14 protein-coding genes are annotated in these 16,100 nt (G+C 65.3%); 2 read left to right on the top strand and 12 right to left on the bottom strand.

Annotation, left to right across the window (positions count from 1 at the left end):
- Positions 1 to 536 precede the first annotated feature (536 nt).
- Positions 537 to 1,811 (bottom strand): tyrosine--tRNA ligase, encoded by a 1,275-nt coding sequence (gene tyrS, locus CH295_RS21120; RefSeq protein WP_094635379.1) that lies wholly within the window; start codon positions 1,809 to 1,811, stop codon positions 537 to 539.
- Between the two features lie 38 nt (positions 1,812 to 1,849).
- Positions 1,850 to 2,494 (bottom strand): DNA-3-methyladenine glycosylase, encoded by a 645-nt coding sequence (locus CH295_RS21115; RefSeq protein ID WP_094741818.1) that lies wholly within the window; start codon positions 2,492 to 2,494, stop codon positions 1,850 to 1,852.
- 79 nt (positions 2,495 to 2,573) lie between these two features.
- Here CH295_RS21115 and CH295_RS21110 point away from each other — a divergent pair, with 79 nt between their 5' ends.
- Entirely contained in the window at positions 2,574 to 3,305 is a 732-nt protein-coding gene (locus CH295_RS21110) for an ABC transporter ATP-binding protein (RefSeq protein WP_037192597.1), read from the top strand.
- A complete protein-coding gene (locus CH295_RS21105) occupies positions 3,302 to 4,057 on the top strand; it encodes an ABC transporter permease (protein WP_094741817.1) in 756 nt (251 codons plus the stop codon). The genes CH295_RS21110 and CH295_RS21105 overlap by 4 nt, the downstream gene beginning before the upstream one ends.
- A 29-nt stretch (positions 4,058 to 4,086) precedes the next feature.
- Here CH295_RS21105 and CH295_RS21100 read toward each other — a convergent pair whose 3' ends face one another.
- From CH295_RS21100 to argC, 10 genes are all read right to left on the bottom strand, one after another.
- A complete protein-coding gene (locus CH295_RS21100; RefSeq protein ID WP_037192601.1) occupies positions 4,087 to 4,293 on the bottom strand; it encodes a Trm112 family protein in 207 nt (68 codons plus the stop codon).
- Positions 4,294 to 4,379: 86 nt separating this feature from the next.
- The gene (locus CH295_RS21095) at positions 4,380 to 7,397 is read right to left on the bottom strand and encodes an AMP-binding protein (RefSeq protein WP_094741816.1); all 3,018 of its coding nucleotides are present in this window, start codon (positions 7,395 to 7,397) and stop codon (positions 4,380 to 4,382) included.
- A 108-nt stretch (positions 7,398 to 7,505) separates the two neighbouring features.
- A complete protein-coding gene (gene argH, locus CH295_RS21090) occupies positions 7,506 to 8,954 on the bottom strand; it encodes an argininosuccinate lyase (RefSeq protein ID WP_094741815.1) in 1,449 nt (482 codons plus the stop codon).
- Positions 8,951 to 10,150, bottom strand: coding sequence for an argininosuccinate synthase (locus CH295_RS21085; protein ID WP_037192608.1), 1,200 nt, complete (start codon positions 10,148 to 10,150; stop codon positions 8,951 to 8,953). Before CH295_RS21085 ends, argH begins: the two co-directional genes overlap by 4 nt.
- A gap of 51 nt (positions 10,151 to 10,201) precedes the next feature.
- Positions 10,202 to 10,717 (bottom strand): arginine repressor, encoded by a 516-nt coding sequence (locus CH295_RS21080; RefSeq protein ID WP_037192611.1) that lies wholly within the window; start codon positions 10,715 to 10,717, stop codon positions 10,202 to 10,204.
- Positions 10,714 to 11,649 (bottom strand): ornithine carbamoyltransferase, encoded by a 936-nt coding sequence (gene argF, locus CH295_RS21075; RefSeq protein WP_094741814.1) that lies wholly within the window; start codon positions 11,647 to 11,649, stop codon positions 10,714 to 10,716. The genes CH295_RS21080 and argF overlap by 4 nt, the downstream gene beginning before the upstream one ends.
- Complete coding sequence (locus CH295_RS21070; RefSeq protein WP_094741813.1) at positions 11,646 to 12,851, bottom strand: acetylornithine transaminase; 1,206 nt, start codon at positions 12,849 to 12,851, stop codon at positions 11,646 to 11,648. The genes argF and CH295_RS21070 overlap by 4 nt, the downstream gene beginning before the upstream one ends.
- On the bottom strand, positions 12,848 to 13,762 hold the full coding sequence (argB, locus tag CH295_RS21065) for an acetylglutamate kinase (protein WP_094741812.1): 915 nt from the start codon (positions 13,760 to 13,762) through the stop codon (positions 12,848 to 12,850). The genes CH295_RS21070 and argB overlap by 4 nt, the downstream gene beginning before the upstream one ends.
- Positions 13,759 to 14,961: a bifunctional glutamate N-acetyltransferase/amino-acid acetyltransferase ArgJ gene (gene argJ / locus CH295_RS21060; RefSeq protein ID WP_170946009.1), complete on the bottom strand. Its 1,203-nt coding sequence runs from the start codon at positions 14,959 to 14,961 to the stop codon at positions 13,759 to 13,761. The genes argB and argJ overlap by 4 nt, the downstream gene beginning before the upstream one ends.
- Positions 14,962 to 14,993: 32 nt before the next feature.
- Entirely contained in the window at positions 14,994 to 16,049 is a 1,056-nt protein-coding gene (gene argC / locus CH295_RS21055) for an N-acetyl-gamma-glutamyl-phosphate reductase (protein ID WP_094741811.1), read from the bottom strand.
- Positions 16,050 to 16,100 lie beyond the last annotated feature (51 nt).

The following is a 16,100-nucleotide window of genomic DNA, read 5'->3' as shown; positions in this document are numbered from 1 at the left end:
AAATCAGTCATAAACATAAAGAGTCAAATCACTAGCAAATAAACTCAACTAGCATTTTCAAACAACACCCGACAACAACCACCACAAGCGGATGGCTGATACATCGAATGCTTTCACCAAATAAATTCGGCACTGACATTCATCGACACACTGTTGAGTTCTCAAAGAACACGCACACACCATTCACCTTCGAGTCGAAGCTCGTAGATGTCCGGGGCAACCGATCCAGCTTAGATCAGATGATCGAGCACAGTCAAACTGGCTTCTCATCCGCGAAGAAGTCGAACCTTGCGGCCCTGACTCCTTCTTGGTGTCGGAAGCGAACTCCGCGTTGCTCAGGCCTTGCGGTCTGGGCTGGCGTCCGTGTCGCTCTGACCTGGACAAAGTTACGCCCCGGATAACAACGCGTCAAATCCCCAGGTCGTTCACGCGTGATTCGCGTGAACGGCCTGGTCGCAACCGGTCACTTACCCACCTGACGGGCGTCGTAACCAAATTACATGGATGTGACTCCGGCCACTGACAGAGACGCGAAGTCAGTCGGCGATTCGGGCACCCGCGAAATTCCGCTTCCCGCGTCGGACCACCAACCACCGGCCGTGCAGGAGATCGTCCGCACCGGGCGTCCATTCTTCGTCGGAAATCTTGACGTTGTTGACCGATGCGCCGCCCTCCTTGACCGCGCGTCGGGCAGCGCCCTTGCTCTCGCTCAACCCTGTAGCCACGAGCAGATCGACGATGGTGTTCGGTGCACCTGCTTCGATGTCCGCCACAGATGCTTCCTGTAGCGCGGCGGCGAGCGTCTTTTCGTCGAGTTCGGTCAGTTCGGCTCGCCCGAAAAGTGCCTGACTGGCGAGTTCGACCGAACGAGTCGCTGCTTCGCCGTGGACGAGCGTGGTCATCTCGGCGGCCAGGCGCTTCTGTGCCTCACGCGCGTGCGGACGCTCGGTGGTCGCCGACTCGAGTTCTGCCAACTCGTCCTTCGACAGGAAGGTGAACCAGCGCAGGTACTTCACGACGTCTGCATCGCCGGTGTTCACGAAGTACTGGTACCAGGCGTACGGGCTCGTCATCTCCGGGTCGAGCCACAGGCTGCCGCCTCCGGTGGATTTGCCGAATTTCTTGCCGTCGGCGGAGGTGACCAGCGGAACCGTCATGGCGTGCACCGACTCGGCGTCCTGGCGCCGATTCAGCTCCACCCCGGCGATGATGTTTCCCCACTGGTCGGAGCCGCCGATCTGAAGACTGCAGCCGTATTGCCTGCGGAGCTGCACGTAGTCGTTCGCCTGCAGCAGCATGTAGCTGAACTCGGTGTACGACATTCCGTCGCTCTCGAGCCTGTTCTTCACCGTCTCGCGAGCAAGCATCACGTTGATCGAGAAGTGCTTACCGATGTCGCGAAGGAAATCGATCGCGGACAACTCCCCCGTCCAGGACAGATTGTTCACCACCACTGCACCCGTCGGGCTCTCGTCCAAGTCGACGAACCGCTCGAGCTGACCACGGATACGCGACGCCCACTCGGTGACGACCTCGGGGGAATTCATGGTGCGCTCCCCCACGTCGCGTGGGTCACCGATGAGTCCCGTCGCACCGCCGGCGAGAATGATCGGGCGATGCCCGGCCCGCTGGAAACGCTTGAGCGCCAGCAACGGCACGAGGTGCCCTGCGTGCAGCGAGGGCCCTGTCGGATCGAAACCGGAGTACAGCGTGATCGGCCCCTCGGACGTGGCCTTCTTCAGCGCGTCCACATCGGTGGACTGCGCAATCAGTCCACGCCAGGTCATTTCGTCGATGATGTTCTCACTCACGACGTCGATCCTCCCGTATGGACGCATCCAGCCGGCGCTCAGGCCTCCGAGCCACCGGGCGCGGCGGCGCGGGGACTGCGTTTGTAGCTCGACACCGCCTGCGACCCGAGCAACCAGAAGCGCCAGGGACGATCGGCCGCCGAACTCACCCCTACCCGTGGGCCGGACGCAACTGCCTTCTCGTGCAGTCGTGGCTCGAGTAGTTCGAGGGTGACAGCCGACGACGCTTCGAACACGTCCGTTCCGTTGTCCGCCAGCGAGACGCCCAAGGCTCGACCGAGATTCCCCGGCCCGCGGGCCCAACCGGCCTCGACCCGTGCGGACCGAGGACCGCGCCCGGCGCGCCTGGTCTCGACGACATCGTGGCCCCTCACCACTTCAGCCGCTCGGAGCAGCACGGCGGCTGCCGTACCGTCCGGGCCGCAGCTGACGTTCATGCACAAGTGCATGCCGTAACTCAGGTATACGTACAGCCGGCCCGCCGGACCGAACATCACCTCGTTACGAGGAGTCGGGCCCCGGAAGGAGTGCGCGGCCGGATCCGGCCATGGACCATCGAGCGGACCGCCGTAGGCCTCGACTTCCACGATGCGCACCGACACGTCGCCCACGGTGACGGTTCCGCCGAGGATGCGTCGGGCGGCGTCGTCGGGTTCTCCGATCTCCAAGTCAGCGACATTCATCCGTCCCATGATGCTTCGCCCTTGACCACGCAGCGCCGACGGGGCTATGACTTCGACATCGACAAGTCTGGAGGCCGATATGGCGTTCACCGGTGAGCACGCCGTCGAGATCACAGGGCTGACGGTTCGCCGCGGTAAGCGAACGGTGCTGCGCAGTCTGTCCGTGACTATCCCTCGTGGTGCCATCACCGGACTTCTCGGTCCGTCGGGCTGCGGCAAGACGACTCTCATGCGAGCAATCGTCGGCACTCAGATCGTGAACAGCGGAACCGTGACAGTTCTCGGATCTCCGGCCGGCTCGGCACCGTTGCGCCGCACAGTCGGATACGTGACCCAGGCACCGAGCGTCTACCGAGATCTCACCGTTCGCGAGAACGTGCAGTACTTCGGGTCGCTGTACGGCCGCCGGCGCGCGGACGTGGCGTCGGCCATCGAGGCGGTCGGACTGGCCGACCACGCGTCGTCACGGGCGGGCGAACTCTCCGGCGGCCAACTGGGGCGGGTCTCCCTGGCCAGCGCCCTGGTTGCCGAACCCGAGCTGATCGTCCTCGACGAACCGACGGTCGGCTTGGATCCCGTGCTGCGCTCGGAGCTGTGGTCGCGGTTCGCCGATATCGCGGCAAGTGGCACAACGGTGTTGGTCTCGAGCCATGTGATGGAAGAGGCGGAGCACTGTGGCCGTCTCGTTCTGATGCGCGACGGCGTCGTCCTGGCCCAGTCGAGCCCCGATGCGTTACTCGAGCGCACGAACGAAACGACGCTCGATCGCGCATTCCTGTCTCTCATCAGATCTACCGAGCAGACATCGTGAACGCGCGGATCTACGCAGCGGTCACCGGCCGCATCCTGCGACAGCTGCGAGCCGACCATCGATCGGTGGCCATGGTTCTGCTCGTTCCGTCCCTGCTGATGGTGTTGCTGTACTTCCTGTACCGAGACGTGCCGACCCCGCCGAACCAGCAGTCGTTGTTCGATCGGATCGCGATCACGATGCTCGGCATCCTGCCGTTCGTCGTCATGTTCCTGATCACGTCGATCTCGATGCAGCGTGAACGCACCTCGGGAACGCTCGAACGCCTGCTGACGACTCCGATGTCCAAACTGGACCTACTCGCGAGCTACGGGTCCGCCTTTTCACTGGCCGCCGTCGGACAGGCGCTACTGGCATGCACCGTCGCGTTCGGATTTCTCGGGCTCGACATCGAGGGCTCGGTCGGTTGGGTTCTGGTGATCGCAGTCCTGGGAGCGATGCTCGGGGTCGCCATCGGACTGCTGTGCAGCGCATTCGCCCGCACCGAATTTCAAGCCGTCCAGTTCATGCCGGTCGTCGTGATTCCACAGCTGTTTCTCTGCGGACTCCTGGTGCCGCGCGACCAGATGCCGAATTGGTTGAGCACGATCAGCAATGTCCTGCCGCTGAGCTACCTGGTCGACGCGCTCCAGGAGATTTCCCGGTACCCCGGAGTCACCGGGCCCATGTGGACCGATATCGCCGTGGTCACGGCGTTCACCGTCGCCGCGCTGAGCGGAGCCGCCGCGACGTTGCGTCGACGAACCCAGTAGTCGACGAACCCGGTGACCGACCGCACGCTCTAGGACGTGGCGCGCGCCAGGATCGACTCGTGCTCGGCGTCGTCGACATCGCGGGCGTCGTCGGCAAGCAACACCGGGATGCCGTTCTCTATCGGATATGCGCGACGCAGTCGCGGGTTGTAGAGCAGTTCCCCTTCGATCAACAGCAGCGGGCCCTTGTCCACCGGGCACGCGAGAATGGAAAGCAGTGTCGAATCGATTGCCACAGGTGTCCTTCGCTCTGCTCCGGTCGAACCGGAGTGGTGTACTCGCTTACGCTACCGAACCCGTTTTCTTCTGTGCAGTCTCGTTCCTACGACGATCTTTCGGCCGCGGTCTCGCGCCCGACGAACCGTTCGGCCACAACAGCTTTCGTCAATCGACGGTAGCTGTTCGACTCCGAGTCGTAAAACCACGACCGAGCGCTTGGCGTCGGGATGCCCGCTTGCTTCAGCGCCGTCGCGTTGGGTCGATACGCGCGTCCCACCGGAATTTCGGTCACCACGTGCACGATCGCCGGACGCTCGGCCGGAAGCAGTACTCCGAGAGTGTCGGTCAAAGCACGAGCGGTGATCACCGCCTCCGGTTGCAGCGAGATGGCGCAGACCGCCACCTCGGTGGCCGACGCCTCGACGCGCACCGATCGTGGCCGATCCGACGTCACCCGCACTCCGTAGACCACGGCCGAGTCGACCTGGTCCAGGTCACCCACCGCGTCGACGATCGGCTGGGTGTACACCGGACCGCACGCCGAACGCACCACGGTGTCCTTGCGGTCGACGAGCCAATAATCGCCGTCGGAATCGCGACGGAACAGGTTCTCGGTGGGGATCCAGGCGTCCGTGGGCTCGAACACTCCGCGCATGACGTGACTGGTCGCTTCGCCATCTCCGCTCGGTCGGCCGAGGAGCAGCCCGATCTCGTCGTCGCGGCACTGCCGGACGAAGCCGTCGTCGTCCTCTTCGAGGCGGCCGGTGATGGGGTCGTAGGCCGCCAGCGCCACCCGTGCGCTGCCCGGCAGCGGACGGCCCTTGGAACCGATCTTCGAGCCCGCCACATTGGCCAGAATCACGTCGTTCTCGGTGGATGCGTAGAACTCGAGCACCCGAGCCGGGCTGAACCGCGCCAGCGTGCGTCGCCAGAGCCCCACCGGCATACCGGAGCCGATGAACAGGCGCACCGGGTGGCCGGAGTCGACCGGGAACCGGCCGTCGTCGAGGATCTGCCGCATCATCGTCCAGGTGTAGCTCACGACGGTGACGCCGTAGCGGTACACCTCTTCGCTGAACCGCTCGGGCTCGAGACCACGGGAGAGTGCGATGCGCGACCCGCCCGCGAGCGCGCCACCGATCGTGACGAGGATTCCGGCCGAATGATGCAGCGGGGCAAGGCAATAGACAGTATCGCCGGGTCCGAGCGCGGCCGTCGTCGCTGTTCCGAATGCAGACAACGCCCAGCGATGATTGGTGATGTATCGCGGTTCGAGACCGCGATCGGTCGTCGTGAACAGGATCATCGCCAGTTCGCGGGCACGGCCCGGATCCGGCTCGTACCACTGAGGCAAACGCACTGCGTCGGGATCGATGGCCTCGAGATCGACCACCTCGTAGCCGGCCGGGATGTCGAGGTGCCGAACCTCACCACCGCCGAGCACCAGAACGTTCGGTGCCACCGGGACCGCAGCCGCAGCATTTTCCGGATCGGCGATCACGGTGTCGACGTCGACGGTCCGCAGCGCTGCGGTCAGGTCGCTGCCCGGCTGCAGCAGAACAGGCACTGCCCCGATCCGCGAGAGCGCCGCCATCGCGGCCAATGCGCTGGGACGAGTCTCCATCAACACACCGATGCGCGACGCGGGTCGCACCCCGACACTGATCAGTCCGCGCACCACGTTGTCGATGCGGACGTTGACAGCGTCGTAGGTGTGCACTCGGTCGTCGAACAGGAAGCACTCTCCGTTCGGAGACTTACGTCCCTGCTCGGCGATCAAGCGGCCCAACGAGACTCGACTGTGCGGCTGCATCTGCCCGAGGCGGGCGAGCCTCGGCAACGTGCGCACGGCCTCGGAGGAGATCTCGCGGGTTCCACGCACTGCTCCGGTCGCCGCCGATGCCAGCCCGCGGCCGACACCGACGCCCACCTCGGCGATGGAGGCAGCGGTGTGGATCAGGCGATTGGTGATCGACACACCGCTCTCTGAATCGCCGTGGCCCTCGCGCTCCATCACGCGGACCGCCTCCGGCTTCGGTCCGAGGTCCTCACGCCACCGAATCCAGTTTCCCGTCGTCGGCCAGGTCTGTGCAGCCGCGGTACTTCCGACAACCAGACCGAAATGGCCTGCACGCAAAGTGGTTTCGAACACCTGGGCGCGGGGGGCTGCGCGCTGAATGCCGCGCACGGCCAACGGCTGACCGATGTCGTCGACTTCGCCGACGAAGGCGAGCACGGGCACGGTGAGCTCGGCCAGAGTCAACAATCTGTCCTTGATGACGAACCCGCCGGTCATCATGCGGTTGTGAACGACGAACTGCTTCAACAACTCCGCAACGGCCGGGCCGGACCACGCCACCCACCCGTCCATCGCCAGAAAGCGTCGCTGCGGCTCGCGCGGCAACAGCGCCTCACGGTCGTGAAGCTGACGCAGAAAATCCACTCGCGATCGCACGGTCTTCGCCGGATCGAGTAGCTGAAATCCCGTCCGCGCCATCCATCCCGATACAGCGAGCCGAGTGAACACATGGTCGGCCAGGAACTCCGCTCCCCGCGTGGCCACGCCGGCCGGGATCCCGAGAGGCAGACCGGCGAGCGTGTCGACCGGAGCCCCGAACGTGATGAGACTGGCCAGATTTCGGCCGCCTCGGTACGCGGCCGCCTGGTAGCAGAACATTCCGCCCTGGGAGTAACCACCCAGGTGGACGTCGCGGCCGGTGTGCTCGTGCACCTTGTCGACGACCTCGCTGATCGCCACGACGTGATCGGCGAGCGTACGGCCCCACCCGCCTTCTTCTGTATCCGGCGAGCCGAAGTCGACCACCCACGGATCCAGCCCCATGCCGTGCAGGATCCCGGCAGCGCCCTGGTCGGTCGTCACGTCGTAGACGTCCGCGGAGACCATCATCGGCGGAATGAGCACCACCGGAGGACTGTCGGCAGGCACATCGTCGGGGAAGTACCGCCGAAGCCGATACATCGGCTCGCGGTCCATCACCCGAAACGGCGACGGATCCACCTCGGTCTCGAGACCACCGAGACGGATGACCTCGAGACCGTTCTGCGCCGTGGCGATGGCACGGCGCAGTGGACCACGTACGGCGTCTGCATTCAGTCCCACAAATACACTCCTGCGTTCGGCCCCGACGAACGACCGGCATCGATCTTCGCGTGACGAAAGCTTCTCACATCACACTCGAGGAAACCGGCATGGATATCGATTGCGCACTCAGTGCCGCAACACCGGTTCCTCGGCCCATGCGCGCAGGGTCGCGCCCGTGGCCCGCACGCCCCCGAGCTGATGCGCAACCTGCACAGCGGCCGTGCCACCACGCGCATCCCGCGACGAGATGGAACCCTCCACCGTGAGAACCTCACGAACGGCCGGAGTGAGGGACGGATCGATCGCGGCCAGCTCCTCGTCGGTCAGATCCGCCAGCCCGACGCCTCGCGCCTCGGCCGCCCGGACGCAGGCTCCTGCAGCCTCGTGAGCAACGCGGAACGCAATCCCCTGCCGCACCATCCATTCGGCGATATCGGTGGCGAGCGTGAACCCGGCCGGTGCCAGCTCGGCCATCCGTTCGGTGTGGAATTCGAGCGTTGCCGTCAATCCGGTGAGCGCGGGCAGCAACAGCTCGAGCTGCGCCACCGAATCGAACACCGGCTCCTTGTCTTCCTGGAGATCACGGTTGTAGGCCAACGGCTGCGCCTTGAGCGTGGCCAGCAGTCCGGTCAGATTACCGATCAATCGTCCGGTCTTTCCGCGGGTCAACTCCGCGACGTCCGGATTCTTCTTCTGCGGCATGATCGAACTGCCGGTGGACCACGCATCGGCCAACGTCACGTAGCCGTACTCGGGAGTGCTCCACGAGATGACCTCCTCGGCGAACCGCGACAGATCGACTGCCGTCATCGCCAATACGAAGGCTGCTTCGGCGGCGAAGTCGCGCGAGGACGTGGCGTCGATCGAGTTCTCGGCGGACGAGTCGAACCCGAGCTCGGCTGCGATCTTCTCCGGACTCAGACCCAGTGACGAACCGGCGAGGGCACCGGAACCGTACGGGGACACCGCTGCTCGCGTGTCGAAATCTGCGAAACGCTGCACATCGCGCAACAACGGATGGGTGTGCGCGAGCAGATGATGCGCCAGCAACACCGGCTGCGCGGCCTGCGAATGCGTCTTGCCCGGCATGACGGCAGTCGGATGCGCCGCTGCCTGGGTGGCCAACGCGTCGACCACATCGAGAACGCCGACCGACACCCGGCGAACCGCGTCACGCAGCCACATGCGGAACAGTGTGGCCACCTGATCGTTGCGCGACCTGCCCGCGCGCAGCCGGCCACCGACCTCCGGTCCGACCCGGTCGATCAACCCGCGTTCGAGAGCGCCGTGCACGTCCTCGTCCGACTCGGCTGCCACGAACGCGCCCGACGCGACATCGTCGGCGAGGCGCTGCAAACCGTCGAGCATGGTCTCGAGGTCCTGCGGGGTGAGCAGTCCGGCACCGTTCAGCACCCGCGCGTGCGCCATGGATGCGCGGATGTCGTACGGCGCAAGGACCCAGTCGAAGTGCGTCGACTTGCTCAACGCTGCCATGGCTGTGGCCGGCCCCGATGCGAATCTACCGCCCCAGAGCGAACCCTCGTTGGTTCCGTGCGAGGTCTCCGAATTCGTCACAGGCCCAGGTCCCGCTTCGCGGCGATCTTCGACGAGAGTCCGTGCAGCTGAACGAATCCCTTGGCCGCGGACTGGTCGAACGTGTCGCCCTCGTCGTAGGTGGCGAGGTTGAAGTCGTACAGCGACTCACCACTGCGGCGTCCGTTGACGATGATCCCGCCCGCGTGCAGAACCAGGCGGATGTCGCCGGAGACGTGCTCCTGCGTGTGCTGCACGAACGTGTCGAGAGCACCCTTGAGCGGGGAGTACCACAGGCCGTCGTACACCAGCTCGGCCCACTTCTGATCGGTGTGGCGCTTGTAGCGACCGAGCTCGCGCTCGAGGGTCACGTGCTCGAGCTCCTCGTGGGCGCGGATGAGCACCATGGCACCGGGTGCCTCGTAGATCTCGCGACTCTTGATGCCGACGAGCCGATCCTCGACGACGTCCAAGCGGCCGACACCCTGCGCTCCGGCACGAGTGTTGAGCTCCTGGATCGCTTCGAGTACCGAGACCGGACGGCCGTCGATCGCGACGGGGCGACCCTTGTCGAACGAGACAACGATCTCGTCGGGAGCCTGGAAGTTGACCGTCGGATCCTCGGTGTAGTCGTAGACGTCCTTGGTCGGCGCGTTCCACAGGTCCTCGAGGAAACCGGTCTCCACCGCGCGTCCCCAGACGTTCTGGTCGATCGAGAACGGCGACTTGGTGGTCACGTTGATCGGGATGTCGTTCTCTTCGGCGAACTTGATCGCCTTCTCGCGCGTCCACGCGTAGTCGCGAACCGGCGCCAACACCTCGAGCTCGGGGGCGAGGGTGTTGAAGCCGACCTCGAACCGAACCTGGTCGTTGCCCTTGCCCGTGCATCCGTGGGCGACGACGGTTCCGCCGTGCGCCCGCGCGTTCTCGACGAGGTGCTTGACGATCAACGGACGGCTGATGGCCGACACGAGCGGGTACCGATCCATGTACAGCGCGTTGGACTGGACCGTCGGCAGGCAGTACTCGTCGGCGAACTCGTTCCTGGCATCGACGACGACGGATTCGACTGCGCCGCAATCGAGTGCGCGCTGGCGCACGACGTCCATGTCCTCGCCGCCCTGCCCCAGATCGATGGCGACGGCAACGACCTCCTTGCCGGTCTCCCTCCCGATCCAGCTGATGGCGACGGAGGTGTCGAGTCCGCCGGAATAGGCGAGGATGACGCGTTCGGCCATGGTGTTCAAGCTCCTTCGTTGTTCTTGTTGCGCATGATGGGTAACCGGATCTCAGTTACCGCGTCGAGCAAGCTTTTCGATCTTGTCCGCGACCTCGCCACCGGTATGTGGCTCGCGGGCTATCAACAGAATCGTGTCGTCACCGGCGATGGTCCCGACGATCTCGGGCATCGCAGCACGATCCAGAGCGCTGGCCAGGTAGTGCGCCGCGCCCGGTGGTGTGCGGAGGACGGCCTGGTTCCCGCTGTGATCGGTGGACACCAACAACTCCCCCAGCAACTTCAGGAGACGGTCGGTGCCGCCGGACACTCCCCGGACCGGGCTGCCGTCCTCGGGCACGACGTACACCCCCACTCCACCGTCCGGCGCGCGCAGTTTCACGGCACCCAATTCCTCGAGGTCCCGCGAGAGAGTTGCCTGAGTGGTGTCGATCCCCTCGGCCGCGAGCAACGACGCCAGCTGCGGTTGACTGCGCACCTGATGCGTGGCCAGCAACGCGATGATCCGTGCCTGCCTCCCCGCGCGGGTCGACGCGGTCAACGGCACCGCAGTGACGTCCTCGCTCATGGTCGTCGGGCCTGTTCGAGGAGCCACACCAGCAGAGCCTTCTGCGCGTGCAGGCGGTTCTCGGCCTCGTCCCAGACCACACTCTGGGGACCGTCGAGCACCTCGTCGGTGATCTCCTCGCCGCGATGTGCGGGTAGGCAGTGCAGCACGACAGCGTCCGACTGGGCCTTCGAGAGCAGATCGGAATCGATTCGATACGGCCGGAACGGGGCGACGCGATCGAGACCGTCGTTCTCCTGTCCCATCGACGTCCAGGTGTCGGTGACGAGCGCGTCGGCACCGGCGGCGGCCTCGACCGGGTCCTCGGTGATGGTGATGGTGGCCCCGGTTTCCTCGGCACGCGCATGCGCCGCGTCGAGAACGTAGCCGAGCGGCGCAAATTCCTTGGGCGCGGCGATCCGCACGTTCAGCCCGGCCGTCACTCCGCCGATGAGCAGCGAGTGCGCCATGTTGTTGGCACCGTCACCGAAGTAGGCCAGGGTGCGCCCCTGCAGATTTCCCTTGTGTTCGATCAGGGTCTGCAGATCCGCCAGAACCTGGCACGGGTGGAACTCGTTGGAGAGGGCGTTGACGATCGGAATCGTTGCGCCGGTAGCCATCTGCTCGAGCCGCTTCTGCCCGAACGTGCGCCACACGACCGCCTCGACATAGCGCGAGAGAACCCGCCCCGTGTCCTGCAGCGTCTCCTCACGACCCAACTGGGTGTCGCGGCCCGTCACCACCACGGCATGACCACCCAACTGCGCGATGCCCATCTCGAACGAGAAACGGGTGCGGGTCGAGTTCTTCTCGAAAATGACACCGATCCCCTCGGGACCCTCGAGCGGACGCTTCGAGAACGGTGCACGCTTGAGCTCTGCTGCCAGGGCGAGGATTTCGCCCTGCTGCACAGGCGTGATGTCGTCGTCCCGGAGGAAATGCTGAACGGTCATGGCTGATGAGCCTCCTGTGCTGCGTCGAGAATTGCCGGTAGCGCCGTCACGAACGACGCGGCTTGGTCTTGGGTGATGATCAACGGTGGTGCGAGCCGGAGCACGTCGGGCTGTGCCGCGTTGAGGAGGAAGCCTGCCTCGCGCGCGGCTGCTTCGGCCGCCGGCGCGACGGCGGCGGTGAGAACCACGCCGAGGAGAAGACCCGAACCTCGAACATGACTCACCAGAGGGTGATTCAGACCCTCGATGGAGTGCGCGATGGTCTTGCCGATGCTGTCCACGTGCGAGAGCAGATCCTCGTCGGCAATGGTGCGCAAGACGGCCAGAGCCGCCGCCGCGCACACGGGATTGCCACCGAACGTGGTGCCGTGCTTGCCCGGATGCAGCAACTCCCCCGCCGCTCCGATGCCGATGCAGGCCCCGATGGGCAGGCCACCGCCCAAGCCCTTGGCGAGTGTGATGACGTCGGGCACGATGCCGACCGACTGGTGGGCGTAGAACCATCCCGTTCGGCCGATACCGGTCTGCACCTCGTCCAGGACCAGCAGTGCACCGTGCTTCGCGGTGATCTCGCGCGCAGCGAGGAGGTATCCCTCGGGCGGAACCACCACTCCGCCCTCGCCCATGATCGGTTCGAGAAACACTGCGGCGGTATCGGAATCGACGACGGCTTCCAGCGCGGCCACATCGCCGTACGGAACATGGTGCACGCCGGCAGGCATCGGCTCGAACGGGGTCCGCTTGTCCGGCTGACCGGTCAGTGCGAGAGCGCCCATCGTCCGGCCGTGAAAGGACTTCTCGGCTGCCACGATGTTGGGGCGGCCGGTCAGGCGAGCGATCTTGAACGCCGCCTCGTTGGCCTCGGTTCCCGAATTGCACAGGAACACCCGGCCGGTGGCCCCGGCACCGAGGTGCGCGAGCAATTGCTCGGCCAACGCGATACCGGGTTCTGTCGCATAGAGATTCGAGGTGTGCCCGAGAGTGGACAGCTGAGTGGTGACCGCCTCGATCACCGCCGGATGGGCGTGTCCGAGAATGTTCACGGCGATACCCGCGAGCAGGTCCAGATACTGCTTTCCGTCGGCGTCCGTCACCACCGCACCCTCGCCGCGGACGAGCGCCACGCGCGGAACACCGTAGTTGTCCATCAACGAATTCGACCACCGCTGTTGCAGATCGAGGGTGGACTCGGTGCCGGTCATGGCGTGACTCCTGACGTAGACGAGTGATCGGGGGTGACCATGGTGCCGATTCCCTCACCGGTGAACAGCTCCACCAGCACGGAATGTTCGACGCGACCGTCGATGACATGAGCCGATGGAACACCGGCTCGAACCGCCCGCAGGCACGCTTCCATCTTCGGCACCATCCCGGCGTCGAGCGAGGGCAGCAACGCCTCGAGCGTGGACGCGTCGATCTCGGAGGTCAACGAGCTGCGATCGGGCCAATCCGTGTACAGGCCTTCGACATCGGTGAGCACCACCATCTTCTCGGCACCGATGGCACTGGCGAGCGCCGCTGCCGCAGTGTCCGCGTTGATGTTGTGGACGACGCCGTCGCGGTCGGGAGCGATGGTGGACACCACCGGAATACGTCCTGCCGCAATGAGATCGAAGACCGCTGCGGGGTTCACCGACGTGACGTCGCCGACGAGACCGATATCGGTCTCGGCGCCGTCGACCAGCACGGTGCGACGCGTCGCGGTGAACAGGTGCGCATCCTCACCGGAAATTCCCACGGCGTAGGGGCCGTGTCCGTTGATCAGGCCGACGAGCTCGCGCCCGACCTGCCCGAACAGCACCATCCGCGCGACGTCCATGACCTCGGGGGTGGTGACGCGGAATCCGCCGCGGAATTCACCTGCCAGGCCGAGTCTGGTCAGCATGGCCGAGATCTGTGGCCCGCCGCCGTGAACGACGACCGGATGGATTCCGACGGTGCGCAGAAATACCATGTCGGCCGCGAAGGCCCGCTTCAGATCGTCGTCGATCATGGCGTTTCCGCCGTACTTGACGACGACGACCTTGCCCGAGAATCGCTGCAGCCAGGGCAGAGCCTCCGCGAGCGTGAAGGCCTTCTGCGCGGCCGTCAATTGCAGAGCGGCCGAGGTCATGACGAGTACGCCGAATTCTCTTCGACGTACGCGTGCGAGAGATCGGTGGTTCGAATGGTGGCCGACCCTGCGCCGAGACCGAGATCGATGGTCACCGCGATGTCGACACCGGACAGATCGACCTCCCGAGCCCCCGGCGCTCCCACGCCGTCGATGCACACCGGATTGCCGTTGAAGGACACGGCAATTCGATCCGGATCGAGCTCGATCGGGGCGATACCGATTGCCGCGAGCACCCGACCCCAGTTGGGATCCGACCCGAACAGGGCCGTCTTGGTCAGCGAGTCCCTGGCGACCGCGCGCGCGCCGATCAGGGCGTCGTCCTCGCTCATCGCACCAGACACGGTGATCCGCACCCGCTTGGTCACGCCCTCGGCGTCGGCCATCATCTGGTCGGCCAGGTCGTCGCACACCGCCAGGACCGCGGCGTCGAGTTCTTCCTGCGACGGTGCCACTCCGCTGGCCCCGGAGGAGAGCAGCAGCACGGTGTCGTTCGTCGAGGACGCGCCGTCGACGTCGAGCCGGTCGTAGGACATCCGGGTCGCCGCGCGCAGCGCCTTGTCCAGCTGGTCTGCAGTGGCGACGGCATCGGTGGTGATGACGCTGAGCATCGTGGCCAACGACGGTGCCAGCATGCCTGCACCCTTGGCCATGCCGCCGACGTTCCATTTGTCGGCATGATGAACGGCCGCCTGCTTGGGCACGGTGTCGGTGGTCATGATCGCGTACGCCGCGTCGGTACCACCCGAAATACCGCCCGCGAGTTCGTGCACCACCTCGGTCACGCCGGGCAGCAGCTTGTCCATCGGGAGCCGATCACCGATGAGACCCGTCGAGCACACGGCAACCTCGATCGCTCCGGTCTCGGAACCCCAATTGCTCAGTGCGGACGCCACTTCCTCGGCTGTCCGGTGCGAATCCTGAAAGCCGGGCGCACCCGTGCAGGCATTGGCACCACCGGAATTCAGAATCACCGCGCGCAGCCGTCCGGTGGAGAGCACCTGCTGAGACCACAGCACCGGCGCAGCCTTGACCTTGTTTCGGGTGAAGACACCCGCCGCAGCGAAATCGGGACCCTCGTTGAACACCAAGGCCAGATCGGACTTGCCACTTGCCTTTATACCGGCCGTAATACCCGCGGCGCGGAAACCCGCGGGACAGGTGACGCCCTGCGTGCGCACGAGCTTGCCCGCAACCATGCCGACGGCCTCCGCCTGGCTCCCGACGCTGCTCATGGCGCTACTCCTACGGTAGAGAGACCCTCGGTCTCGATGATTCCCAGTGCAAGATTCATGGATTGAACTGCAGCTCCCGCCGTGCCCTTGGCCAGATTGTCGATGGCCGCGATCACGACGAGCAAGCCGGCGTCCGCATCGACCGACACGCTCATCTGCACGGCGTTCGACCCGATGACCGAACCGGTCTGCGGAAGTCGTCCGGCCGGAAGCACGTGCACGAACGGCTCTGCCGCGTACGCCTTCTCGTAGACCTCGACGGCCTGTGCCTGCGTGGCGGTGGTGATCGCAGTGCAGGTGGCCAGGATTCCGCGAGGCATCGGCGCGAGAACCGGAGTGAAGGACACCGCAACAGCGCTACCGGCGACGGCCGAGAGGTTCTGCACGATCTCAGGAGTGTGGCGGTGCGCGCCCGCAACCGCGTACGCCCGAACCGAACCCATCACCTCCGAACCGAGTAGATCGGCCTTGGGAGCTCGGCCTGCACCCGAAGTACCGCTGACGGCAACGATATTGACACGCGGCTCGATGATTCCTGCGGCGACAGCGGGTGCGAGCGCGAGAGACGACACCGTCGGGTAGCACCCGGGAACCGCGATGCGAGTGGCACCGACCAACCGATCACGGCAGCCCGGCAACTCCGGCAAGCCGTACGGCCAACTGCCCGCGTGAGGACTCTTGTAGTACTTCTCCCAGGCCGCACCGTCGGTGAGGCGGAAATCGGCCCCGCAATCGATGATCACCACGGACTCGGGCAGTTGCAGCGCGAGCTCGGCGGACTTGCCGTGTGGGAGCCCCAGGAACACGACGTCGTGCCCTGCGAGTTCGTCTGCGGAGGTCGGGGCGAGAACTCGGTCTGCGAGAGGCAACAGATGGGGATGGAATTCACCCAGCGTCGCACCGACATTGCCGCCCGCGGTCAGAGTGCCGATGACCAACGAACCGTCGCGCACTCCCGGGTGCCCGAGCAGCAGTCGAAGAATTTCACCGCCGGCGTACCCACTTGCACCCGCCACCGCGATGCGCCTCGGCGTGGCCTCCGAAATAGTCATGCGGTTTATTATGCAGCATCATGCAAGCTCATTCATGAACGGGTCCGGTGT

The organism is Rhodococcus sp. 14-2483-1-2 (genome assembly GCF_002259405.1).
Taxonomy (GTDB): domain Bacteria; phylum Actinomycetota; class Actinomycetes; order Mycobacteriales; family Mycobacteriaceae; genus Rhodococcoides.
Note: the sequence above shows the minus strand (reverse complement) of the source record. Positions and strands in the feature narration are given on the sequence as shown.